We start from the raw sequence: 24,484 nt of genomic DNA on the forward strand, positions 1-24,484 counted from the left end.
GGTTGTCCGCCTTCGTGAGCAAGGAAGCAACTCCATGAATGTTTACACGTTCCGGGAAATTGTACTATAAGTGTTGCTGGCATGTACGGGAGTTCTTCTTGTCAGACTTACATACACAGGCCTGGCAGGAAGTCGATCTGGAAGTGTGTGTTTTTCCAAATTTTGTTTTATCTGATGTATATTCCTTTCGTCATCTGGGTGACAATGTATGCTGCCGGCAATCCTGTCCGGGAGCATTATGGACATTCCTGAAAGCCGCCGTTTTCGGGAGAAGACATCTTTCCGGCAAAGGAAGCGCTGCGGATTTACGGATTCACCTATAAAGGTTCGTGTGAGGGAACCCGTTGTTAAGTCCGGCATGAACAAGTATGTTTGCGCGGATATGTGTTCGGAACAAGAAGTATTGTGGCCTCCGTCAATGGGGAGGGAGAGAAACATTTGTTTCTGCTCAAAATGCGTTTTCATGATCAGCGACACGGGGAATGATTCCGGCTTTATCCTTACCGCGCTCTGGAGATCCTGTCAGGTTTTTCCGCAACTTTTCCCGCCCGGATCTTCGTGAATCCCTCAATGGCTTTCCCCCTTATGCGGGAGGCAGAGTCCTTCCGGCAGGACTTTCCAGAAAAGATGCAGCCGAGAAAGCCATATCCTGCCGTCGCAAAATCCCGGCTTACTGCGGCTTTCCCCATAAAAAAGCCCTGCGACCGCGGCCGCAGGGCGAAAACATGAGCAGGAAATTTTTATTCCTCGCCGACTGCCTCTTCGGCATCCCGGTCTTCTTCCTGAGAAGCGTTCCTTCCCTGCTGGGAGACAGCTTTCTGGCTCTGCTTGCGGCGGGATTCCTCCATCATGAAGAATTCAGCACAACGGAAGGCGCGGCGTGCGGCTTCGCGGGCAGTCTGGTCGTCCATCAGGGCAAGGCCCTCTTCGGAGACTTCAGCCAGAAACATTTTCCATGCACGGGCGGCGACTTTCTTGCCGTCCAGATTTTTCAGGGACGCCGTATCCTGCATGGCGGGCTGGCGGTCGTCGGAACCGCCATTACCTTTTTTGTTGCGGCGGCGGCGCTTGCGCTTGTTGAAAGGAGTGTCGGAACCTCCTCCCACGGTTTCCGGCTGGGCGAAAGGTTCGTTTCCGTGCTGTTCATGGCGTTCCTGCTGGTCTTGATTGCGGTTCGGGTGGTAGGATTCACGCTTGACCTTGACCGGAGAACCGGATTCGGGCTGTTTTACCGGTTCGGAAACCGCATTTTTCTCAACCTGGGGAGAAGAGGGGGCTGCGGATTCCTGGGTTTTGGCGGGAGCGGGGGCTTCTTCAGCAGCCGGGGACTCCTTGGCAGCCGTCTTTTTGGCGGCTCTCACGGTTTTCGTCCTGGCTGCAGTTTTCGCGGCGGATTTAACCGTTTTGATTTTGGTTTTGGGTGCTTCTACGGAAGCGGCGTCAGCTGGCTTTTCTTCAGCCTTGGCGGCAGTCTTTTTAGCCGGAGTCGCCGCCTTTCTGGCAGCGGTTTTCCGGGTAGCCGGCTTTTGGGCGGCGGACGCTTCCGGAGCACTTGTTTCTGATGGTTTTTTAGCCATAAAATTTCAAGTGAAAGGACGGATTATGAATTAATCCCGGAGATTGTCGAGATTTATCACGGAGACTCGTCCGGAAGGAGCGGCAAATCCTTCAGAAGGGTCCTGTATTTCTCCGGGTTAAATGGACGGCCGCCTACCACCATTTCATTGACGACGACAGCCAGTGCCTGAGCAATCAGCTCCAGGGCTTCCTGCTCTTCCAGCTTTTCCGTAAGCCGTTCCAGGCAGGCTTTTACATAGGCCGTTTCCGGAGCGGAAACCTGCTCCCGTACGGCGGGCAGCAGGTCTTGAATCATTTCATCCGGTATTTCCATCGTTTCCATTCCCGGCAAGGGTTATATGGCACCCATGCGGCTGCGGATGACGGACTGGAGCTCCGTTTCAAATTCGCGCAGATCATCTGCCGTGGGTTCCCCACGTGTGGCGTCCCAGTTGATGCGGCCTGTCCGGTCAATGTCCCACACGCCCTGGGCCCCGCTTTTAAACAGAACCTTGCCCGCTATCAGGGCATGGGGCGGCGTCACCTCATCCACGCTCACCTGAGTTTTGCCCAGCAGCGGGGAGGGAGCCGGGGCGGCTTCCATTTCAGACTGTTCCGGCTGGGGGGCAGCTTCCGGCTGCCTGAGGTGAATGTCCAGATCCTGCAAAAGGAAACGGGTATCCATGAATGTAAGCTTCAGACCCAGTTTTTCATGCAGATTTTTCTGAATAGCGTTCAGGTCAAAGCCTTCTTCCGCCCAGTCCCTGATGGACTGGACCTGTTCCGGAGATAATTGATCAGGGTTAATCATGATATGTGTTTGAGTCAGGATAATGCTTTTTTGTTCGCGGCCAGCCATGCATTCCAGCATGGAATGAATGCGGGTGAAAAGTCCTGCGGGCGGCGTTCCACCCATGCCTGGATTTGCTCCGGGGTGAACCATTGCACGCTGTCCACTTCCGCGGCGGGGAAGCGCACCCTGCCCGTATAGCGGCCTTCATAGAGGGCGACGAATTCCCAGCCGTTGTTTTCTCCGGCGTCAAAGTCCGCAATTCGCCGTAATTCGCAGCCGGTCACGCCCAGTTCCTCTTCCAGTTCCCGGACGGCCGCTTGATCATAATCTTCGCCGGCGTCCAGATGACCGGCGGCGGAAGAGTCCCACCTGCCCGGCTGCCTGTCCTTCCACATGGACCTTTTCTGGAGCAGCACGGCTCCATGCTTGTTAACCAGGAACATGTGCACGGCACGGTGGCGCAGGTCCATTTCATGAATTTCCCGGCGCGTTCCCGTTCCGGTCATCTGGTTGAGTTCGTCCACCACGTCGAACAGTTCGTCTCCGCTCTGCGCCACGTCCTTGAGAGGGTTAGAGTCATAAGCCCGCGCCAGGTCCACCCATTGCGCCAGATTCAGTTCCTCCGGCCTGGCGGACGGAGAGATTCCCAGAGAAGCCGCTACTTCGTCCCACGGAGGGGAAGGCGGAAGCTGCTTTTTCAATTGTTTGCGCCTCTGGGAAAAGGCTTTCCTCATCAGCTCGTCCATCAGGCGGTCGTCATACGGCGGCAATTCGCGCACCGGACGGGGCGTCAGGAGCATGACGGTGGAGTCAATCCGGGGGCGGGGATGGAACGCTTCCGGCGGAATGGTCTTGAGAGCGCGGGGAATCCAGTTTTTCTGGATGCGCAGGGAAAGGAGACCGAAGGCGTCATCCTCCGGAGTTGCCAGAATGCGGTCGATGAATTCCTTCTGGAGCATCACGACGGCCCGTTCCACGGGACTGGGCCGGGAAAGAAAGTTTTGCAGAATGGCCCCTCCGGCGGAATACGGCAGGTTGCCCAGAAATTTGACAGGAGCTTCCGCAAAGAGTCCGCGGGGGTCCCAGGAAGCGCCGTCCGCGTGGTGCACCTCCACATGGGGATCTCCGGCCCAACGGTTTTTCTGGTATTCCGCCAGGCGGGCGTCAAATTCCACCAGGACCATCCTGCGGCAGAGCGGTGCGGCGTGTTCGGTCAGGGCCCCGGTTCCCGGCCCCACTTCCACGACACAGTCCTCCGGCTGGATTTCCAGCTGGTCCACAATCCAGCGGGCCACGTTTTCGTCCGTCAGGAAGTTCTGCCCGAGCGATTTGCTGGGGCGCACGTCGTGTTCTTCCAGAACATTCCTGATCTCAACCGGCTTCATGCGGCAATGTTCTCAAAAACATACATCCGGGACCAGTAAAAAGCGGGGCAGTTTCCGGCATGAAGATGAGCCTTCCGGAAAACAGCGGAATATCAGGGAAAAAGACTGGTCCGCATTTTGGCATATAGGTTATACTGCCTCCATGCACGCATCCTTTCTAGTCGTGGGAGCCGGGCTGGCCGGATTGACCGCCGCAGAGCAGATCGCCGCCCGGCTGGGGAAGGACTGCCTGGTCATCGACCGCCGGGACCACATCGGCGGCAATTGCCACGACATGCAGGACGAACACGGAGTGCTGGTCCACCCCTACGGCCCCCATTATTTCAGGACGGACAGTGAACGCGTCGTCAACTACCTGAGCCGTTTCACGGACTGGCATCCCGTCCGCTACAGAGTACAAAGCTGCACGAAGGGCCGTTACTGGTCCTTCCCCGTCAATTTGCGCACTTTTGAACAATTGATGGGCCGCGAATGCACGGAGGAGGAGTTCCGCGCATGGCTGGACCGGGAGCGGACTCCGGAAGACGGGCCGCCCGCCAATTCGGAGGAACTCATGCTCCGTACCGCGGGAAAGACCCTGTACCGCCTGTTTTTTGCTCCCTACACGCTCAAGCAGTGGGGCGTTCCCGCCACGGAGCTGGCCCCTTCTGTCTGCGGACGCATTCCAATCCGCACCAACAGGGATGATTCCTACCTGAAAGAGTCTTTCCAGGCCCTGCCCCGGGACGGGTATGCGGCCATGTTCCGGCGTATGTCCTCCTCCCCCCTGATCAGGATTCTCACTTCCACTTCCTTTGAAGAGGTGAAGGAGCGCGTCACCTGGGACCATCTTATCTATACCGGACCGCTGGACGCCTATTTCAATTATTCCCTGGGACGCCTGCCCTACCGCAGCCTCCGGTTCGAGAGGGAGCATTTCTCTGCGGACCAACTGAAGGAACGTTTTCCCGTCTCCGGCAAGGAAGGATTCTGGCAGCCGGAAATGCAGGTGAATTACCCGGATACGGCCGTTCCGTGGACCAGAATCGTGGAACTCAAGCACGCCACGGGGCAGCAGGTGGCGGGGAGCACCGTCATCCGGGAATATCCGGATGCCTGGACCCCTGAAAAAGAACCCTATTATCCGATCCCTTCCGGGGCTTCCGACCAATTAGCGGAGGCATATCGCAAATTGACAAAACGGGAGAAACATGTCACTTTTATCGGGCGTCTGGCACAATACCGTTACCTGAATATGGACCAGGTGGTTCTTCAGGCCTTGGAATGTGCGGACGCCCTGGCCGGAGGCAGGGACAACCCGGCTTAACAGCATTGATAAGATCATGAAAGTACTTGTAACCGGCGGCGCCGGATATATTGGCTCCCACACGGTACGCCAGCTCGTGAAGACGGGCGCTGACGTAACCGTCCTGGACAACATGGTATATGGACATATCGGAGCCATCGTGGATCCGGAAGTGAAGCTGGTCAAAGGGGACCTGGGCGATGCTTCCGTGGTGTATCCGCTCCTGATGACAGGCAATTTTGACGCCGTGATCCACTTCGCCGCCTACATCAACGTGGGAGAGTCCGTCCAGAATCCGCTCAAGTACTATATGAATAATATCGCGCGACCGCTCGTTCTTCTGGGCGCCATGCAGGCGGCCGGCGTCAAGCGCTTCGTCTTTTCCTCCACTTGCGCCACATACGGGGTTCCCACCCAGATTCCGATTCCGGAAACGGAAAAGCAGGATCCCATCAATCCCTACGGCAGCTCCAAGTACATGCTGGAAAAGGTATGCAAGGACTGCGACCGCGCCTGGGGCCTCAAGAGCGTTTTCCTGCGCTATTTCAACGCCTCCGGATGCAGTGTGGACGGTCTCATCGGGGAAGACCATGAACCGGAAACCCACCTCATTCCCAACATCCTGCTTACGCTGACAGGGGAAAAGGAATACATTGAAGTTTTCGGAACGGATTACGATACTCCGGATGGCACCTGCATCCGGGACTACATCCACGTGGACGATCTGGCGGACGCCCACCTGAAAGCCGTGGACTACCTGATGAAGGGAGGCTCCACGGAGTGCTTCAACCTGGGTACCGGCCTGGGGCTTTCCGTCCGGGAAATCCTGGAAACCGCTGAAAAAGTCACCGGTAAAAAGATACCTGTTCGCTACGGCCCCCGGCGGGAAGGAGACCCGCCCCGCCTAATCGCCAATCCAGCAAAAGCCAAGGAAATCCTCGGTTGGGAAGCCCAGTGCAAGGATGCTAACAAAATCGTGGAAACCGCCTGGAAGTGGATGACCGGTCCGCGCGGCGGCCATTATTGATTTAAATGCTCCGCAAACATTCCTCTTTTCTATCCCCCGCCATGTACTTCATGTCGGGGATTTTTTTATTTGCCACCACCGGGGGAAAGCCATTATCCTTACGAAAAATGGCCGAAGGAGAGACTTCATATGAGCCTGCACATGGGAAGTACTGAAAACGCGCTGAAGGAGCAGAAAAAGCAGCGCAGCAAGGAGACGTGGAAGGCAGCGCTTGGCACTTTCCTCATCATGGCGTTCTTCTATGTCGTCATTCCCGTGATACTCATCATTTATTTCGGCGACCCTAAAACCCCATGAATAACGGTTCCTGCGGATATTCCGAACGAAAACGCCCGGTGATCCATACGCAGGCCGCTTAACGAAATGCTGCCATTCGGAACAACCGCAGCACCGGAAAAGGGAAAAGCTTTCTCCGGAAAGAAACCGGAAAAAGCAACGCATTTACTACAAGGAAGCTTTTCATGCACATCTGGTCATCATGCGAATCATGACAAAGCCAGGCTTTTTAAGCTCGGCCCCGACGGGGGAGATCCGCTATACTTCGGGCGAATAGTTTTCCACTGAATGAGTCTTCACATTGAAAGTACTGACGAAGCCCTTGAAGAACTGAAAAAGCAGCGCACCAAGACCCTGGCCGCCGCCATTTCCGTTTCCGTCCTCGGCGTCGCCCTGATGGGCCTTTTGCTCTATCTGGTGCACATCATCGCCGCCATTCCGGAAGATCCTCCCATGGTGGCCTACGCCACCCAGGAAGGCGACAACCCGGACATCGACACTCCGGAGGTCACCCAGACCACCCAGCGGCCCAGCAGTTCCTCTACCGCAGCCCAGGTGAAGGTCATTGCCGCCGTAGCTTCCGCGGACGTGGCCGTGGTCAATCCGGATATTGACGTGGAAATCCCCACCGAGGAACTTTCCACGGGCATCGACATCGGCGACGGCTTCGGCATCGGAACCGGAGACGGGGACGGCGGAGGCATTCCCGGCATCGTGTCCAAGCGGTGCGACCTGAACGACCGCATGAAGCGCATCACGGAGAACGGGGGTACCCCGCAGTGCGAGGAGGCCGTCGTCAAGTCACTCCGCTGGCTCAAAAAGCAGCAGAACAAGGACGGCTCCTGGGGCGGCACTCCCCATAATTACAAATGTTCCATGACGGGGCTCGCCCTGCTGGCCTACCTGGCCCACTGTGAAACCCCGCTTTCCGAAGAGTTCGGAGAGAATGTGCTCAAGGGAATTTCCTTCCTCGTTGACCAGGGCATGAAGGCTCCCGTTCTTTCCCTCGTTCCGCAAAGAAACGAGGTCAGCTACGACCACGCCGTAGCCACCTACGCCCTCTGCGAAGCGTACACGTTCTGCAAGCAGATGGACATTCCCTCCATCTCCAATCTGGAACGGGTCGTCGTGAAGGCCGTGGATAAAATTCTGGACAACCAGAACACTGACGGCGGCTGGGCCTACAATTACAACACCAGGGCCGGCGCCCACACGGACCTTTCCGTCACCGGATGGAACGTGCAGGCCCTGAAGGCCGCGGAACACGGCGGCATCAAACCCACCAAGGGAGACATCCGCACCGCCCTGCGCAAGGCCGCCATGTATTGCCGCAAGTGCAGCAAACCGGATGGTCTGTTTACCTACATGCAGGAAGGAAGGGAGGACGCTACCGCCCGCCCGTCCCTGGTTGGCGTGGGCGTGCTGTCCCTGCAGATGTGCGGCAGCGGCTCCGACAGCGCCGCGCGCAAGGGCCTGGACTGGATGCTCAAGAATACCAACAAGCCTTTCAACTGGAAGGCTAACAACACCTCTTCCAACCTCTACCAGCATTACTACGGCGTGCAGGCGGCCATGAACCGCGGCGGGGACGTGTGGACGGCTTACAACAGGGCGTTCCGCGACGCCACCCTGGGAGCACAGGCTTCCGACGGCAGTTTTGCCCCCAACGGATTCCCCGGCCCCGGCGGCCTGGTGAACAGCAACGGAGGCACCATCAACGACAAGATTTACCGCCAGTGCCTGGCCACGCTGATGCTGGAGGTTTATTACAGGTTCCTGCCGGGCACGGGAGAAGGAACCAGAAATTCCTAATCTGATTGACAGACCGCCGTGTCTGGTTTTAGTATGCTGCCAGCCTTGTGAACAGCAGGGCTTGCAGCACACTTTGCCTGTCGGCAACTCTCCGTTTTTCAAGGATAAAAAGAGAATTGCCGTGGCATCAACCAGACACGTCTCTCCATGAGCCTTCATATTGAAAGTACCGACGAAGCCCTTGAAGAACTGAAAAAGCAGCGCACCAAGACCCTGGCCGCCGCCATTTCCGTTTCCGTCCTCGGCGTCGCCCTGATGGGCCTTTTGCTCTATCTGGTGCACATCATCGCCGCCATTCCGGAAGATCCTCCCATGGTGGCCTACGCCACCCAGGAAGGCGACAACCCGGACATCGACACTCCGGAGGTCACCCAGACCACCCAGCGGCCCAGCAGTTCCTCCGCCGCAGCCCAGGTGAAGGTCATTGCCGCCGTAGCTTCCGCGGACGTGGCCGTGGTCAATCCGGATATTGACGTGGAAATCCCCACCGAGGAACTTTCCACGGGCATCGACATCGGCGACGGCTTCGGCATCGGAACCGGAAACGGGGACGGCGGAGGCATTCCCGGCATCATATCCAAGCGGTGCGACCTGAATGACCGCATGAAGCGCATCACGGAGAACGGGGGCACCCCGCAGTGCGAGGAGGCTGTCGTCAAGTCACTCCGCTGGCTCAAAAAGCAGCAGAACGGCAACGGTTCCTGGGGCGACGGACAGTTCAAGGCATCCATGACCGGCATTACCCTGCTGGCCTATCTGGCCCACTGTGAAACCCCGCTTTCCGAAGAGTTCGGAGAGAACGTGCTCAAGGGCATTTCCTTCCTCGTAGACCTGGGCATGAAAAACCCGGTCATTTCCGAACAACCCGGCCTGAAGGAAATCTGCTATGACCACGCCGTAGCGACTTACGCCCTCTGCGAAGCGTACACGTTCTGCAAGCAGATGGACATTCCCTCCATCTCCAATCTGGAACGGGTCGTCGTGAAGGCTGTGGACAGGATTCTGGATGCCCAGTGCCCCAACGGAGGATGGGCTTACAGCTACAATAACAGGATCAATCCGAACATCGACCTTTCCGTTACCGGATGGAACGTGCAGGCCCTGAAGGCCGCGGAACACGGCGGCGTCAAGCCCACCAAGGGCGAGATCCGCACCGCCTTGCGCAAGGCCGCCATGTACTGCCGCAAGAACGTCATGCCCGACGGGAAATTCTCCTATAAGGAAAACGGGGAAAGTCCCCGTTCCTCCCTGGTGGGCGTGGGCGTGCTCTCCCTGCAAATGACCGGCAACGGTTCCGACAGCGCCGCGCGCAAAGGGCTGGACTGGATCAAGAACAACGTCAAGACACTGGAATGGGGCAAGGGTTCCGGCACGGAGAACGTCAAGAGCAACCTTTACATGCACTATTACTGCGTGCAGGCGGCCATGAACCGCGGCGGGGATGTATGGACCTCCTACAACAGGGCTTTCCGCGATGCCGTTCTCGGCGGCCAGAAGCCGGACGGCAGCTTCAGCAACAACGATACGGGCTATGCCGAATGCCTGAGCGGAAAGTCCAAGAATATCTACCGCCAGTGCCTGGCCACATTGATGCTGGAAACCTACTACCGCTTCCTTCCCGGCACCGGTGAAGGAACCAAGAATTCCTGACGGGATTCATCAGTTTTCCACAGCCGCCCTTCCTCCGGGAAAGGCGGCTTTTTCTTTGCGGCCGACCTCTTCCGGAAGCAGTCCCTGAAGCCATGCAGGCGCAGAACATATTCTCCGCATAAGTAACAATTTGGTAACAACACACTAATTACAAGCTAATTATAAATTTTAATCTTGCTCATGAGATATTTTGGAGAGATGGTGAAATCAATAACCAACCCATCTATTCATGAGCCTGCATATTGAAAGTACAGAAGAAGTCCTGGCGGAATTAAAAAGGCAACGCGCCAAATCCCTGGCTGCCGCCGTTACCGTCTCCTTTCTCGGCGTTGCCCTGATGGGACTCCTGCTCTATCTGGTGAATATCATCACCGCCATTCCGGAAGATCCTGCCGTCACCGTGTACCCGACGGACGAAAGAAAAGGCGAGGACCCCATCAAACCGGAAATAACCCGGCCACAACGTCCCAGCAGTTCTCAGCGAAACTCGGAAGTAAAAATCGTTGTCTCCACCGCCGCCACGGACGTCCCGATAAACAATCCGGAAATTGACGTGGAAATTCCCTCCGATTCCTTTTCCGACGGCCTGGAATTCGGAAACAACATCGGCTTTGACAACGGAAAGGGACCAGGCGGATACACTCCGGACAACATTACTCTTTCCAAGCGCTGCGACCTGAATGACCGCATGAAGCGCATCACGGAGAACGGGGGTACCCCGCAGTGCGAGGAGGCCGTCGTCAAGTCACTCCGCTGGCTCAAAAAGCAGCAGAACAAGGACGGCTCCTGGGGCGGCACTCCCCATAATTACAAATGTTCCATGACGGGGCTCGCCCTGCTGGCCTACCTGGCCCACTGTGAAACCCCGCTTTCCGAAGAGTTCGGAGAGAATGTGCTCAAGGGAATTTCCTTCCTCGTTGACCAGGGCATGAAGGCTCCCGTTCTTTCCCTCGTTCCGCAAAGAAACGAGGTCAGCTACGACCACGCCGTAGCCACCTACGCCCTCTGCGAAGCGTACACGTTCTGCAAGCAGATGGACATTCCCTCCATCTCCAATCTGGAACGGGTCGTCGTGAAGGCCGTGGATAAAATTCTGGACAACCAGAACACTGACGGCGGCTGGGCCTACAATTACAACACCAGGGCCGGCGCCCACACGGACCTTTCCGTCACCGGATGGAACGTGCAGGCCCTGAAGGCCGCGGAACACGGCGGCATCAAACCCACCAAGGGAGACATCCGCACCGCCCTGCGCAAGGCCGCCATGTATTGCCGCAAGTGCAGCAAACCGGATGGTCTGTTTACCTACATGCAGGAAGGAAGGGAGGACGCTACCGCCCGCCCGTCCCTGGTTGGCGTGGGCGTGCTGTCCCTGCAGATGTGCGGCAGCGGCTCCGACAGCGCCGCGCGCAAGGGCCTGGACTGGATGCTCAAGAATACCAACAAGCCTTTCAACTGGAAGGCTAACAACACCTCTTCCAACCTCTACCAGCATTACTACGGCGTGCAGGCGGCCATGAACCGCGGCGGGGACGTGTGGACGGCTTACAACAGGGCGTTCCGCGACGCCACCCTGGGAGCACAGGCTTCCGACGGCAGTTTTGCCCCCAACGGATTCCCCGGCCCCGGCGGCCTGGTGAACAGCAACGGAGGCACCATCAACGACAAGATTTACCGCCAGTGCCTGGCCACGCTGATGCTGGAGGTTTATTACAGGTTCCTGCCGGGCACGGGAGAAGGAACCAGAATGGCCTTCAATCGTCCGGTTTTGTGACGGTCCGTCAACTGCTGCTCCTTCCTGCGGGCAGCCTCTCCTGCATCCCTCCATGCATCTTAAATCCTGACTTGACCGGAACTGTTTCTCTTGTTATTCATACGGTTTCCATTATCCAATAACGTGAATAACAATTCTTCCATCCTTTTCGGTCGTTTTGACGAATTCCTCTGGATTCGGTGCTCCGGCCGCGGCAGTTTTTCCAACAGTCCCACGGTGAAGTCCCTGGGGGACGAATACATCGCCTCCGGAGGGCGCCTGATCGTGATTGATCTGGAAACATGCTCCGGCATTGATTCCACTTTCATGGGAACCCTCGCGGGGCTGGCCCGCAGGCTGATGCCCATTGACGGAGCCGTGCAGATAGCTTCCCCAAGCGAACGTTGCCTTTGCGCCCTGGAAAGCCTGGGACTGGACGCCCTGCTGAGTATTGAACCGCCCACCGCTCCCTGGCGGGGCAAGGTGGAGCAAATACGCGCCAACCTCGGTACGGAAACCGCCCCCACCGTTCACCTGGACGCCAGGGACCAAACCCTCCATGTTCTCGACTCCCATCTGACTCTGAGCGAGCTGAGCGAAGAGAACGAAGAAAAGTTCCGCAATGTTACCGACTGCCTCAAAGACGAGCTGAAGAGGCAGAAGGACCAGTAAATCCTCCCCTCCGGATATGGACATGAGTTCCCTGGCCTCCCTGTACAGGAGCGCCCTTTCCTCCAATGAAGCGGATTCCGTCAGGGAACGGGCCGGTTCCCGGCATTCCACATTGCCGGATGAACGCACGCTTCAGCTTCTGTTGCTGGAAGGCAGGTTCGGCTTTTCCTTCACGGACGACCTGGGAAGATCCGTCCGTATTGTGGACTGCGGAGACTGGAACAAGTCCGCCGGGCCGGATTTTCTGAATGCCCGCATTCAACTGGACGACGTTACACACACGGGAGACATGGAACTGGATTCCGCTCCGGAAGACTGGGAACGCCACAATCACGGCTCCAATCCCGCATTTGACGGTGTCATTCTGCATCTTGTCTGCACCCCGAGCCGCAGGGAATGGTTCACCCGCAATTCCCGGCATGAACGCATCCCTCTGGCCGTCATTCCGGCATCCATGCTGAATGGTGCGGGAGCCGTACCGGCCGCTGCACCGGAACGCTCCTGCCTCCATGCGGAGATTCTGGAAACGATGCCTGCCGAACAGGTGGAAACTCTGTTGCAATCCGCGGCCGCTCACCGCTTCCAACTCAAGCACCGCCGGCACGCGCAACGAGCCAAACTGGCGGATCCCTCGCAGCTTTTATACGAAAACCTGGCGGAAACGCTGGGTTACCACGCCAATAAAAACGCCATGCGCCATCTGGCACAGCGGGTTCCCCTGCGTATGCTCCGGGATTGCCCCGAAGCCCTGCTCTTCGGTGCCGCAGGCTTTCTGGTTCCCGTGCTTTCCGATTCCTGCACGCCGGAAGCCGTAACCCACCATAAAAGGCTGTGGGCGCAATGGTGGCCCCTGCGCGAGCATTTTGAACTGGCGCCGGAACGCCTGTTTCCCTGGACACTGTCGGGCAGCAGGCCAGCCAATCATCCCCAGCGGCGCGTCGGCGCTCTGGCAACTATTGCCGCTGATTTTTCCACCTTCCAGCGGCTTTGCACCCTCGACCATCTGGATGATCTGGCGGGTTATCTTTCCTCCCTGAAACATCCATACTGGAGCAACCATGTCACGCTGCCTTCCGCTCCTTCCAAAAACCCCATGGCCCTGATGGGCCACGACCGCATTCAGGAATTCATCATCAACCACATTCTGCCGGGGGAAGGCTCCGAGAAGGCGTGGAAACTGTATCTGACGCGCCAGGGAGTTCATGCGGGCGCCAGAGTCCTTTCCATCCACCAGCGCCTTCTGGGAAAGAGAAAAGATGCGGCCGCCTTCCTCAAGAGGGCATGGCACCACCAGGCTCTTCTCCAGATTCATGAAGACCTGTGTTTCCGGCATTCCTGCTGCATATGCTCCCTGCTGGAGCATATGAAGAATGCCTGAACGGCCCGCGTCCGTTTCCTTCTGCCCTGTGCCCGGTTTCCGTAAAATCCGGCACAGGGAAAAACGGAGCGGCCAGCCAGTGCGGAACAGGCCGGATTCCGAAGATTCAAGTGCGGCCCATAAACGGAACGGCATGTGAAGAAAAAAGGAAAACCTTTCTGCAAAGAACATTCGCGCCATCCGGATATAAAAAGGCCCCGCAGCCGCCAGGTCCACGCACAAACCTTGACAACTGCGGAGCCGTGCTTACACACACTTATTCATCCAACAAAAGCCTTATGAGGCCTCTTCCATCAGGAATGGTGGAAGGAGGTGCCTTCTTCCGCGGTCATCGGCGAGGTGACCGGGTGTTTCTCGAAGAAATCGATCATGCGCTTGTAGTCTTCCAGGAAGAGGTCCGCCAAGTCCTTGGAGAAGCCCTGGCGAACCATCACGCGCATCACGACCGTATCCTGGCAATCCGCGGGCAGCGTGAAGGCAGGTACCTGCCAGCCACGCGTCCTGAGCTTGTCGGAAAGGTCGAAGAGGGTGTAATTCGTCTTTTGCCCGTCCTTGATGAAGAAACAGGCGGCGGGGATGCCTTCCTTGGGATCGCCCGTACAAATGAATTCGTACGGTCCCAGCTTGGCTATTTCCGATGAAATGTACTGCGCCACGTCATATGCCTGGGTATGGATATTGGTGTATCCTTCCTTGCCCAGGCGAATGAAGTCGTAATACTGACAGATGATCTGGCCGGCAGGGCGGGAGAAGTTGATGGCAAAGTTGGGGATTTCCCCGCCCAGATAGTTCACGTTGAAGATCAGGCCTTCCGGCAGTTCGGAAGTATCTCTCCACACTACCCAGCCGCAGCCGAGGGGGGCCAGGCCGTACTTGTGTCCGGACGTGCTGATGGATTTCACGCGGGGGACGCGGAAGTCAAAGGCAATGTCCGGAGCGCAGAAGGGAGCCAGGAACGCACCGCTGGCGCCGTCCACATGGATGTCAATGTTAATGCCGGTCTTGGCTTCATAGTCATCCAGGGCCTTGGCAATGTCCGCCGGGAATTCATAAGCGCCCGTGTAGGTCACGCCAAAGGTGGGCACCACCACGATGGTGTTTTCATCCACCTGTTCCAGCATGCGTTCAACATCCATTTTCCATTTTCCGGGAGCCATGGGGATTTCACGCATTTCAATGTCCCAGTAACGGCAGAATTTGTGCCAGCAGATCTGCACGGGACCGCATACGAGGTTGGGCTTGTCGATCGGCTTGCCGGCAGCCTTGCGGCGGGCGCGCCATCTCCAGAGGGCAGCCATGCCGCCAAGCATGCACGCTTCACTGGAACCGATGGTGGAGCAACCGATGGGCTTTTCATCCTGGTTTACATTCCACAGATTGGCAAGAATGGCGGCGCAGCGCATTTCAATGGCCGCCGTCTGCGGATATTCATCCTTGTCAATCATGTTTTTGTTGATGCTGATGTTCATCAGCATCCTCACCTGCTTTTCATCCCAGGTCTGGCAGAAGGTTGCCAGGTTCTGGCGGGCATTGCCGTCCAGCATCAATTCATCGGACACAAGCTGGTAGGCGTCTTCGGGACGCATCGCATAGTCGGGAAATTGAGTCTTGGGCAAAATATTGTCCGCCTCCGGAGAACCGAAAATGGAGTTCTCGGCACGAGCGGTATCGGGTTTCTGATTTGGAGCAAACATGACGGTATGTATTTATTTCATCGTTACCGGAAAGCCCGGTCAGGCTTCCCGCATACATGGATAGAAGCCCGCAAGCCGGGAAGCGTTCATATTTCCAATGTCATTCCCTTTGTCATAACTTTTTAATTAAAATACAGTAACAATGATTTATTTATTTATCATTTCTTACTAAATTTCATATAATTACAAATTTTGTTATTATTTCTTATATAAATTCTTACTAAACCCTATGTATGACACAAACTTTCATCTAACAAAAAATATACCGCGATGTTTTCACTTTCAACGGCCAACTGGAAATGAATGGCAACTTTCTCTCCAGAAACACGCGTCATTGCGTGAGAAAATTCACGTTTTAAAGACTCTTACAATTCCAGACGCCGGATGTACCACGCACAAAAGCCCACCCACCCGGGCGCTCGTGAGCCGGACCAATCTGGACATCAAACAAAGAACCTTATACCGCATATTAATGAAACCAAAATTAGCAGTATCCGCCATCCTGTTCCTCATGGCTTCTTCCCTGGTGCAAACGGGGGCAGCCCAGCAGAGCGAAGATCTTTACCAAGGCACCGTCACTGCCCGGCAGGAAACAAACGGAAATATTACCTACAACCTGAAGGAAAACCTGTCTTTTGAAAACTTCCAGACAAACGACGGCGTTTACGCAGGCAGCGTTTTCTTCAACCAGACCACAGACTCTGGTACGGCGCCCAATACGTCTGTCATGACGTTTACCGGCACGGGATTGTCCATGAGTTTTGAAAATTGTTCCTCCATCCACAGCAACCGCTGGACCAACGACAATGAAGGCGGAGGCGCCATCCGCGCGGAAATGCTCGTCTTCACGGACATGGGAGATCTTTCCTTCAACGGGAGCAAGTCCATCGTCAATGCCGATACCAATGCCGGGGGAGCCGTGAATGTGCGCGGAGATGCCACCTTTTCCAGCATGGGCAACATCTCCTTCACCAACAACGAGCTGGGAGACAGCGACGCACAAGGGCAGGCCCTGGGCGGCGCCCTGTTTGCGAGGGGAACAATCACCTTTGAGAATACCAAGTCCATTCTGTTCAGCGGGAATACGACCGGGCATTCTCCGACAAGCGCCCACGCCAACATCGGGGGAGCCATCTATGCCGGGGCCAGTGATTCCTCCTCCCCGAATACTAAGAATTATATTCCCGAAGGTGAAGATGCCATTACCTTCCGGGGTATTGATGGAGATATCATCTTTGAAGATAATTCCGCCTGGATGGCCGGAGCCATTTATGCCTATGCGGGCACCGTGGACGGCCAAGAAGGCACCGGAGGCGGCATGACGATCAACGGCGTCACAGGAGACGTTATTTTCAGAAACAACCGGGCGGACGCCGGAGACAAGACCTCCGACTGGAACGGTGGCTTCGGGGCCGTTTACAGCGGCCAGGACCTGGACATTTTCAACGTTCAAGGAGACCTGCGCTTTGAAGGCAATCACGCCAGCAACAGCGCCGGGGCGTTCGGCGTCAGCGGAAGCCTCAACCTCGACAATATCGGCTCCATCACCTTCATCGACAACCACGCGGACAGCACCTATGCCGTGGGCTGGATTTCCGAGGATTGGAACGTCACCCGTACGGGAGACATCACCATTTCCGGCAACAGTTCAGATGTACAGATGGGCGGCGTGGCCGTCTTCGGCAACACCACATTTTCCAACAACGGCAACATCACCGTGGAAGGCAACTCCACAGCCGGCTCCAACGGAGCGCTCCGCCTTTACGGAACGTTCAGCGTCACAGATGCAGGGAACATTTCCATTTCCGGGAACAGCGCGGGCAACTACAATGGAGCCATAGAGGTGGACGGCGATGCGTCCTTCACCCGTACCGGAAACATCAATCTGGACAATAATACGGCGGGCTATCATTACGGCGTGGGACAGTTCCACGGAAACCTCGCCTTTTCCAACACGGGAGACGTTTCCATTTCCGGAAACAAATCCACGGATTACGGCTACGGAGCCCTGCTAGTGGACGGACGGACATCCTTCGTCAATACAGGAAAGGTCACCATCTCCGGAAACTCGGCCAAGTGGGACGTGGGTGCGCTTCAGGCAGCCAACGGGCTGGAATTCATCAACAACCGCGGCGGCGTGCTCATTGAGAACAACGCCGTTGACGGTACCGCAGGGGCCATGCTTCTTTATTACAAGGATGCCGTCTTCTCCGCAGACCAGGGAGACATCATCGTAAAAGGAAACACGGAAAAACGCGGAGGGAACAACCCCATCCTGAACTCCCTTGTATTCGCAACCAACGGAACCTCTTCCATGGACAGCGTGGTACTCCGCGCCCAGGAAGGAAGAACAGTAACTTTTTATGACCCCTTCCGCAATGAAGAGGACGGAGCGGAGTACGACAACATCGTCTATGACTTCAATAAATCCGAAGGCGTGGACACCACTCCTTATGGAGGAACGGCTCCCGAATTCACCGGAACCATCCGCTTTTCCGGAGCGGAGGCGGACAGGCTGATCACCCAGGCCGCGGGAGAATCGGAGCAGGACTGGCAGAACCGCCTGGCGGAATCCAAGTACTTTAATGTCTCCGGAAAAACCACGCTGTATGACGGCACCCTGATTCTGGAAGACGGCGTCACGTACGGCAGCAGCGATCTGACCAAGGATTCCTCCTTCACCATCGACAAAGGCGTTTTGGAAATTACGGGCAACAGTTCCGTGAACAGCAAGGCCATCGTCTTCAACGAGGGAGTAACCCTGAGGGCCGGCCGCGGCGCGACTTTCCGCGGAGACACGATCGACTTCAGCAAAGGCGTCATCTTCGACCTGCGCCCCTTCATGGACGATTACAGTTCCGGACTGAGCATTGAACAGGCCAATTCCCACACGCTCGGCGGCCTGATGGGCGTGGCGGACACTCTGGACGACTACGCCCACGAACGCTGGGCCACCAAGCAGAGATTCCTGGCGCTTTCCTACACCGATGGCACCGAAGGCAACAGAACGGGCGATTTCGACAACATTTATTCCACTGCTACTGGAACGAACGTAGTCGACTCCCCCTACACGTATGAAGGCTACTGGACCAAGGAATGGGAAGACACGGACGGCGACGGCATTGACGACCAACTGTACGCAGTCTGGAACCCCACCAGCGGCATTGAAGATATTCTTCCGGAACTGGCCGGCGCGGATATAGGCAACTCCATGTGGAGCTCCGCTTCCAACATGAAGTCCGTCTCCAACGCGGCCCTGGGCAAAGTGGGCATCACCCGCTTCCTGCTGGGACCCAAGAATAACTTCTGGGTCAACGGACTGGGTGATTTCACCTACCACGCCACCAGAAACGGCATTGACGGCTACGATTACAACGGCGGCGGCTACGCCGTGGGCGCCGACCGCAGGTTCACGCCGAACACTATCCTGGGCGCCGCCTTCGGCAACCTGTACGGCAAGAACAAAAGCCGCACGTGGATCAGCGAGGTGGACCAGACGTCCTACGTGGCCCTGCTCTACGGAGCATGGAGGAGGCAGATGTCTCCCGGCAACATGCTGAACATCCAGGGAACCCTGGGCTATGGCTGGACACGCAACAAGCTGGATTCCTATTATTCCGGCGGCTCGTCCAACGGCAAGTGGGAAAACAGGATGGGCTTCGCCACTCTGCAGGCTACCTGGGACCACAACCTGAACAAGGGATGGACGCTGTCCCCGTTCCTGGGAATCGAGTACACCCAGGTGAACCAGAATTCCTTCACGGAAACGGGATATGATCCCCGCCATTTCGACAGGGGAGATCTGAAGAACCTGAGCCTCCCCGTGGGCGTGGGAATCAGCAAATCCGTGCAATTCAGCAATGGAGTCCTGTGGGTGAACAGCCTGGCCGTGAGCTACGTTCCCGACGTGGTCCGCGACAACCCGGAAACCCGCGCCAGACGCCTGATGAACGACTTTTCCTGGACTGCCAGGGGGTCCCGGCCGGACCGCAACGCCGTGCGTGTCAATTACAACAGCACCGTGGTCATCAATCCGCGGTGGACGGCCTACGGCGGTTATGAATTTGAAGGCAGAAGCAAGTCAACCTACCACCGGGTCAACGCCGGGGTAAGCTACGCCTTCTAAGTCGCAAACAACGGGGCTGGGAGAATGCTTTCTCCCAAGCCCACAGCCCCAACCCGAATCACCGGGATGCAGCTCCTGCGGAACTGCATCCCGTTTGATTTTCCATGCGCCCCGCAAGCAAAACCGCCAGTTCCACAAATATTGTCAGAACGTTTATGAATAGCAGCATGAAACCATGGCGCGGCAGAGTCCGTTTGACATGGTTATATGCGGAAATTAGAATGGGGGAAAATTCTGCAGTTGCGCCTTTGGCAAATGAGGGTACTTAATTAATCAAAACTGGACGCGGTATGAACATAAGGATAGCCGACATGGAAGACAGGGATTCCCTGTTGCTGGAACAGCTCCTGAACGTCTGGGAAAACTCGGTCAGGGCAACGCATTTGTTTCTGGCAGAGGCGGATATGGAAGATATCAAAAAATATGTTCCTCAAGCATTGAGAGATATTTCTCATTTGATTGTCGCAGAGAATGGCCAGGGCGTTCCCGCAGCATTCATGGGAATAGAGGGGCAAAAGCTGGAAATGCTGTTTATTTCTCCTGAAGAAACGGGGCGGGGATTGGGAAGGAAGCTGCTTCAGTACGGTATGCAGAATTTCTCTATCAATACACTGGGAGTCAACGAACAGAATCCGCAGGCCAAGGAATTTTACGAACGCATGGGATTCCAGGTTTACAAAAGAACGGATCACGACGAACAAGGTAATCCGTACCCTGTTTTATACATGAGACTGGTTTAACAGGTTTGCTCTGAAAAACGGTGGAGTTTTCATTCCTCCGGAGGGAATGGCCGGAAGAAACGCGAAAAGGGAATCCGTCTTTTTCACATGGAGGAATGCCCCGTTCACGCCCGGCAGACTGGGAAGTCAAAGCCACCGGAGGTCCTCTTGCACTCGGATGGCCGCCATGCCCCCACGGCTGCCTTTTTTATTTCCGGAGGGTCTTCCCCGGGAATAAACCGTCTTTCCCCATTATTTGCATGGAACCTCCAACACGTATAAAACGTGCGGATGGAGGGGGGAGTCCGCAGACACTTCCGGATGGTTGAATTCCGCCGTTTTTTTCATTCCGGCACGCTGCATCACGGCTTGCGAAGGATGGTTCACGCAGGCGGTGAAGGAGTACACCCGGTCAAAGCCCAGCCGGGAAAATCCATGTTCCAGGCATGCCTTCGCACCTTCCACGGCATAACCATATCCCCAGGCTTCCGGCACCAGGCGCCAGCCTATTTCCACGCAGGGGGTGAATTCCGCCTTAAAGTCCGCCCAGTGGAAACCCAGAAGACCGATGAGGGTACCGGAGGATTTAAGTTCCACGGCATACAGGCCGTAGCCCTTTTCATCCAGCTCCGTCCGCATGCGGTCCCACATGGAGCGGGATTCCTCCTCCGTCAACACGGAAGGGAAGAAGCGCATCACCAGGGGGTTGGCGTTCATTGCCGCAAAAAAAGGCCAATCCGCTTGCTTCCACTCCCGGAATCTCAAACGGGACGATTCCGGAAATACCTGCGGTTCCTTTTTCACGCATCCAGATTTTTAGTTGTACATGGAGAGTTCCGTTTCCAACGCGGCACAGCGGTTGACGCGGAATTGCTCGTCCAGCTCCAGAATCCGGCTGTGCCCCAGGCTGTCCTTGATGGTGAGGTTGACCTTGCTGCGGCCGGGATATTTTTTCAGGATGTTCCGGATATGCTCCAGATTTTCCCTGGTGTGCCGCAGGGGGCTGACAATGATGTTCAGCGGCCCCTGGTCCCCGGATTTGGCCCTGCGCCTTTTCCCGCCCAGAGGGTCAATGCCCTGGGCGGCCACGCTCTTGGAGGAAGTGCGGTCATCCTCCCGGATGTTGGCGCGCACAGCCACGAAAACGCCGGGTTCCAGACCGCCTTCCATTTCCAGGGCTTTTTCATAAACGTCCGACCACAGAAGCACTTCCACGCTTCCGGTAAAGTCTTCCAGGGTCAGGATGGCGAATTTCCTTCCCGCCTTGCTGATTTTGGGAATGACTGAACGCACCATGCCGGCAATCTGATGCTTCTGCTTGAGTTCATGGGATTCCAGGGAGTCTATAAGGCCGATGCGCGTGTATTTTTCCGCATCAATGACGCCGCGCATGGAGTCCAGGGGATGCCCACAGAAGTATGCGCCCAGCAAGTCCTTTTCATCAGTCATACGCTGTTCCTTGGGCCATTCCGGAACGGGAGGCTCATCCTTCACTCTGGGAGCTTCAAAAGTCATGTCAAACAGGGAACCCTGCCCCAGCGCCTTGTCCTTGTGCACCTGGGAAGCGCCGCTGAGGGCCAGGTCCACGCGCTCGAACATGGCGGAACGCGGTTCGAGCGTCCAGTCCAGCGCACCCGCGCGAATCAGGGATTCCAGAATTTTCTTGTTGACGGATTTGGAGTCCAGCCTGTTGCAAATATCTTCCATGCTGGTGAATACCCCGTTCCTGTCCCGCTCTTCCAGAAGAATCTGCATGGCACCTTCACCCACGTTCTTGATGGCGGCCAGGCCGTAGCGCACGGCCAGCTTGCCGGAAGGCGTTTCTTCCGGAGTAAATTTAAGCATGGATTTGTTCACATTGGGAGGCAGTATTTCAATGCCCATGCGGTTGGCCTCCTGGATGAACACGCCAATTTTGTCGTTATTCACTTCATTGGACATCAGGCCGCAGAGAAATTCCACCGGGAAGTGGGCTTTGAGATAGGCAGTCCAATAGGAAATGTGACCGTAGCAGGCGGAGTGGGATTTGTTGAATCCGTACCCGGCGAATTTTTCAATCTTGTCAAAGATGGCCGTAGCCGTCTTTTCATCAATCTGGTTGGTTTTCCAGCAACCTTCCACAAAGTGCGCCTTTTCCTTGGCCATCTTCGCCGGGTCTTTCTTACCCATGGCGCGCCGCAGAAGGTCGGCGCCGCCGAGCGTGTAGCCCGCCAGCAGCTTGGCAGCGGCCTGCACTTGTTCCTGGTAGATCATCACGCCGTAAGTCTCTCCACTGACCTGTTCCAGCAGAGGGTGTTCATATTCCACCTTCCGGATGCCCTTCTTGACCTCGATCATTTCATCCATGAACTGCATGGCTCCCGGACGGTACAAGGCCAACAAGTCAATGATGTCTTCAATTTTCTGGATGCCGTATCTCCGGCAGGTATCCACCATGCCGCCGGATTCCAGCTGGAACACGCCCATCGTGTCTCCCCGGTTGAGCAGGTCCAGCGTTTCACGGTCGTCCAGGGGCACGTCGTCCAGCCTAAATTCCGGAACGCGCCAGCGGGCGTATTCCTCCGCATCGTGCATGACGGTGAGGGTTTTCAGTCCCAGAAAATCCATTTTCAACAGCCCCACTTCATAAATGGCGCTCATGTCGCACTGGGCGACAACGGCGGCGTGGGGGTCGGAAAGATCATCACGGGTCAGCGCCACGTGTTCGTCCAGGGGACGGTCGCCGATGACGACACCCGCCGCGTGCACGCCCACGTTGCGTATCAGGCCTTCCAGGCGGGTCGCGTATCCCCAGAGTTCCGTGTATGCTTCATCGGATGCGATGAGATCCCGCAGTTCCTCATTGCTTTTATAGCTGGATTGCAGGGTTACCTTGGGTCCCGTTTCAATCAGCTTGGAAATGCGGTCGCCGTCGGCATAGGACATGTCCATCACGCGCGCCACGTCCCTGAGAACGGATTTGGCGCCCATAGTGCCGTACGTGATGATATGGGACACGGCGCGTTCCCCGTATTTCTGCCGTACGTAGTCAATCACCTCCGGGCGGCGCGTCTGGCAGAAGTCGATGTCAATATCCGGCGGACTCACGCGTTCCGGATTCAGGAAGCGTTCAAAGATCAGGCCGAAGCGCAACGGGTCAATGTTCGTGATCTTCATGGCATATGCCACCAGGGAGCCGGCGGCGGAACCTCGGCCGGGGCCTACGGGAATGTCGTGATCCTTCGCCCAATTGATGAAGTCTGCCGTAATCAGGAAGTAGGAAGCGAATTTCAACTGGTTGATGATGCCCAGTTCATAATCCAGGCGGGCGCACAGTTCCTTGTCCGCGGCTACGCGCTCTTTGCCGTACCGTTCTTCCAGACCCTTGTAGCACACCTTGCGCAGGTATTCCTCACGCGTAGAACCGTCCGGCGTGCCGAATTCCGGGTATTTTTCCGTGCTGGTGGAGTCCAGCTTGATCGTGACATTGCAGCGCTCTGCGATTTTCAGCGTGTTTTCCAGAGCATCCGGATAGTCCTTGAACACCTTCCTCATTTCCTCCGGGGATTTGAGGTAAACTTCCGTGGAGTAGCGCATGCGCTTGGGGGAGGCCAGTTTTTCGTTGGTGCCGATGCAGATGAGCGCATCATGCATGTCATGGTCCTCCCTTTTCAGGAAGTGCACGTCATTGGTGGCCACGATGGGCGTTCCGGTTTTGCGGGCGATGCGCACCAGCTCCGGAAGACACTTTTTCTGCTCTTCCATGCCGTGGTCCTGCAATTCCACAAAGATGTTGTTCTCCCCGAAGACGTCTTTCAGGGCCATCAGGGCTTCCTCCGCCTTTTCCGGCTGATCGTTGAGCAGCCATTCATTAAGGGGACCGGCAAGGCACGCCGTGCAGCAGATGAGGCCCTCATGGAATTCCCGAAGGGTTTCCATGTCCACACGCGGCTTGTAGTAAAAGCCTTCAAGATGGGAACGGGACACCATCTTGACCAGGTTCCTCCAGCCCGTTTCATTTTCCGCCAGAAGAAGAAGGTGCGTGTATTTGCGGCGCCCGGGAAGCTGCTTTTTCACGCTAATGGGCGTGGGGGAGAGATACACCTCACAGCCGAAGATAGGCTTGACGGTCTGCTTCCGCGGTCCTTCCGGGTGTTCCTTGTTCCAGGCCTCCACGGATTTATTGAGACTGTTGGCCTCCATGACCAGTTCAATAGCTCCGAAAAGGTTGCCGTGATCCGTGACGGCGACAGCGGGCATTCCCATCCGGGAACATTCAGCAATGAGATCCTTGATGTGGACGGCGCCGTCCAGAAGAGAATATTCCGTGTGGTTGTGAAGGTGTACGAAGGTGTCAGCCATGAATCAGGGTCTGCGC

17 protein-coding genes are annotated in these 24,484 nt (G+C 56.4%); 10 read left to right on the plus strand and 7 right to left on the minus strand.

The window, feature by feature from the left end; genetic code table 11:
• Positions 1–740: 740 nt before the first annotated feature.
• Genes V3C20_RS02215 through rsmA form a run of 4 tightly spaced genes read right to left on the minus strand, consistent with a single transcriptional unit; the run spans position 741 to position 3,735 of the window.
• Complete coding sequence (locus V3C20_RS02215; RefSeq protein WP_130083123.1) at positions 741–1,577, minus strand: hypothetical protein; 837 nt, start codon at positions 1,575–1,577, stop codon at positions 741–743.
• 56 nt (positions 1,578–1,633) lie between these two features.
• The gene (locus V3C20_RS02220) at positions 1,634–1,900 is read right to left on the minus strand and encodes a hypothetical protein (RefSeq protein WP_149873756.1); all 267 of its coding nucleotides are present in this window, start codon (positions 1,898–1,900) and stop codon (positions 1,634–1,636) included.
• A gap of 12 nt (positions 1,901–1,912) precedes the next feature.
• The gene (locus V3C20_RS02225; RefSeq protein ID WP_130083125.1) at positions 1,913–2,368 is read right to left on the minus strand and encodes a hypothetical protein; all 456 of its coding nucleotides are present in this window, start codon (positions 2,366–2,368) and stop codon (positions 1,913–1,915) included.
• 14 nt (positions 2,369–2,382) lie between these two features.
• Positions 2,383–3,735 (minus strand): 16S rRNA (adenine(1518)-N(6)/adenine(1519)-N(6))-dimethyltransferase RsmA, encoded by a 1,353-nt coding sequence (gene rsmA, locus V3C20_RS02230; RefSeq protein WP_130083126.1) that lies wholly within the window; start codon positions 3,733–3,735, stop codon positions 2,383–2,385.
• 142 nt (positions 3,736–3,877) lie between these two features.
• Here rsmA and V3C20_RS02235 point away from each other — a divergent pair, with 142 nt between their 5' ends.
• From V3C20_RS02235 to V3C20_RS02270, 8 genes are all read left to right on the plus strand, one after another.
• The gene (locus V3C20_RS02235) at positions 3,878–5,041 is read left to right on the plus strand and encodes a UDP-galactopyranose mutase (RefSeq protein ID WP_130083127.1); all 1,164 of its coding nucleotides are present in this window, start codon (positions 3,878–3,880) and stop codon (positions 5,039–5,041) included.
• Positions 5,042–5,057: 16 nt separating this feature from the next.
• Positions 5,058–6,047, plus strand: a complete 990-nt coding sequence (gene galE / locus V3C20_RS02240; RefSeq protein WP_130083128.1) for a UDP-glucose 4-epimerase GalE — start codon at positions 5,058–5,060, stop codon at positions 6,045–6,047.
• Positions 6,048–6,176: 129 nt separating this feature from the next.
• Positions 6,177–6,344 (plus strand): hypothetical protein, encoded by a 168-nt coding sequence (locus tag V3C20_RS02245; protein ID WP_153812532.1) that lies wholly within the window; start codon positions 6,177–6,179, stop codon positions 6,342–6,344.
• Positions 6,345–6,611: 267 nt separating this feature from the next.
• Positions 6,612–8,135 (plus strand): prenyltransferase/squalene oxidase repeat-containing protein, encoded by a 1,524-nt coding sequence (locus V3C20_RS02250; RefSeq protein WP_302368789.1) that lies wholly within the window; start codon positions 6,612–6,614, stop codon positions 8,133–8,135.
• A 147-nt stretch (positions 8,136–8,282) separates the two neighbouring features.
• Positions 8,283–9,785: a prenyltransferase/squalene oxidase repeat-containing protein gene (locus tag V3C20_RS02255; protein ID WP_149875030.1), complete on the plus strand. Its 1,503-nt coding sequence runs from the start codon at positions 8,283–8,285 to the stop codon at positions 9,783–9,785.
• 229 nt (positions 9,786–10,014) lie between these two features.
• Entirely contained in the window at positions 10,015–11,559 is a 1,545-nt protein-coding gene (locus tag V3C20_RS02260; RefSeq protein WP_149874171.1) for a prenyltransferase/squalene oxidase repeat-containing protein, read from the plus strand.
• A 123-nt stretch (positions 11,560–11,682) separates the two neighbouring features.
• Positions 11,683–12,210, plus strand: a complete 528-nt coding sequence (locus tag V3C20_RS02265) for an STAS domain-containing protein (protein ID WP_161981293.1) — start codon at positions 11,683–11,685, stop codon at positions 12,208–12,210.
• A 16-nt stretch (positions 12,211–12,226) separates the two neighbouring features.
• On the plus strand, positions 12,227–13,588 hold the full coding sequence (locus V3C20_RS02270) for a DUF2851 family protein (RefSeq protein ID WP_130083888.1): 1,362 nt from the start codon (positions 12,227–12,229) through the stop codon (positions 13,586–13,588).
• Positions 13,589–13,881: 293 nt separating this feature from the next.
• On the opposite strand, the gene V3C20_RS02275 is transcribed toward V3C20_RS02270, so the two are convergent.
• Positions 13,882–15,282: a glutamate decarboxylase gene (locus V3C20_RS02275; protein WP_130083889.1), complete on the minus strand. Its 1,401-nt coding sequence runs from the start codon at positions 15,280–15,282 to the stop codon at positions 13,882–13,884.
• Between the two features lie 472 nt (positions 15,283–15,754).
• Here V3C20_RS02275 and V3C20_RS02280 point away from each other — a divergent pair, with 472 nt between their 5' ends.
• Together V3C20_RS02280 and V3C20_RS02285 are read left to right on the plus strand one after the other, a co-directional pair.
• Positions 15,755–19,408, plus strand: a complete 3,654-nt coding sequence (locus V3C20_RS02280) for an autotransporter outer membrane beta-barrel domain-containing protein (RefSeq protein WP_161981295.1) — start codon at positions 15,755–15,757, stop codon at positions 19,406–19,408.
• 296 nt (positions 19,409–19,704) lie between these two features.
• Positions 19,705–20,148 (plus strand): GNAT family N-acetyltransferase, encoded by a 444-nt coding sequence (locus V3C20_RS02285; protein ID WP_130084018.1) that lies wholly within the window; start codon positions 19,705–19,707, stop codon positions 20,146–20,148.
• Between the two features lie 231 nt (positions 20,149–20,379).
• On the opposite strand, the gene V3C20_RS02290 is transcribed toward V3C20_RS02285, so the two are convergent.
• Together V3C20_RS02290 and dnaE are read right to left on the minus strand one after the other, a co-directional pair.
• On the minus strand, positions 20,380–20,931 hold the full coding sequence (locus V3C20_RS02290) for a GNAT family N-acetyltransferase (protein ID WP_130083891.1): 552 nt from the start codon (positions 20,929–20,931) through the stop codon (positions 20,380–20,382).
• Positions 20,932–20,943: 12 nt separating this feature from the next.
• Positions 20,944–24,468, minus strand: a complete 3,525-nt coding sequence (gene dnaE / locus V3C20_RS02295) for a DNA polymerase III subunit alpha (protein WP_130083892.1) — start codon at positions 24,466–24,468, stop codon at positions 20,944–20,946.
• Positions 24,469–24,484 lie beyond the last annotated feature (16 nt).

It is taken from the genome of Akkermansia sp. RCC_12PD (assembly GCF_036417355.1).
In the GTDB taxonomy this organism is placed as follows: domain Bacteria; phylum Verrucomicrobiota; class Verrucomicrobiia; order Verrucomicrobiales; family Akkermansiaceae; genus Akkermansia.

Excerpts from the sequence above, each read along its gene's own strand:
- V3C20_RS02215 (WP_130083123.1), bottom strand. The coding sequence starts at position 1,577 with ATGGCTAAAAAACCATCAGAAACAAGTGCTCCGGAAGCGTCCGCCGCC.
- V3C20_RS02220 (WP_149873756.1), bottom strand. The coding sequence starts at position 1,900 with ATGGAAACGATGGAAATACCGGATGAAATGATTCAAGACCTGCTGCCC.
- V3C20_RS02225 (WP_130083125.1), bottom strand. The coding sequence starts at position 2,368 with ATGATTAACCCTGATCAATTATCTCCGGAACAGGTCCAGTCCATCAGG.
- rsmA (WP_130083126.1), bottom strand. The coding sequence starts at position 3,735 with ATGAAGCCGGTTGAGATCAGGAATGTTCTGGAAGAACACGACGTGCGC.
- V3C20_RS02235 (WP_130083127.1), top strand. The coding sequence starts at position 3,878 with ATGCACGCATCCTTTCTAGTCGTGGGAGCCGGGCTGGCCGGATTGACC.
- galE (WP_130083128.1), top strand. The coding sequence starts at position 5,058 with ATGAAAGTACTTGTAACCGGCGGCGCCGGATATATTGGCTCCCACACG.
- V3C20_RS02245 (WP_153812532.1), top strand. The coding sequence starts at position 6,177 with ATGAGCCTGCACATGGGAAGTACTGAAAACGCGCTGAAGGAGCAGAAA.
- V3C20_RS02250 (WP_302368789.1), top strand. The coding sequence starts at position 6,612 with ATGAGTCTTCACATTGAAAGTACTGACGAAGCCCTTGAAGAACTGAAA.
- V3C20_RS02255 (WP_149875030.1), top strand. The coding sequence starts at position 8,283 with ATGAGCCTTCATATTGAAAGTACCGACGAAGCCCTTGAAGAACTGAAA.
- V3C20_RS02260 (WP_149874171.1), top strand. The coding sequence starts at position 10,015 with ATGAGCCTGCATATTGAAAGTACAGAAGAAGTCCTGGCGGAATTAAAA.
- V3C20_RS02270 (WP_130083888.1), top strand. The coding sequence starts at position 12,227 with ATGGACATGAGTTCCCTGGCCTCCCTGTACAGGAGCGCCCTTTCCTCC.
- V3C20_RS02275 (WP_130083889.1), bottom strand. The coding sequence starts at position 15,282 with ATGTTTGCTCCAAATCAGAAACCCGATACCGCTCGTGCCGAGAACTCC.
- V3C20_RS02280 (WP_161981295.1), top strand. The coding sequence starts at position 15,755 with ATGAAACCAAAATTAGCAGTATCCGCCATCCTGTTCCTCATGGCTTCT.
- dnaE (WP_130083892.1), bottom strand. The coding sequence starts at position 24,468 with ATGGCTGACACCTTCGTACACCTTCACAACCACACGGAATATTCTCTT.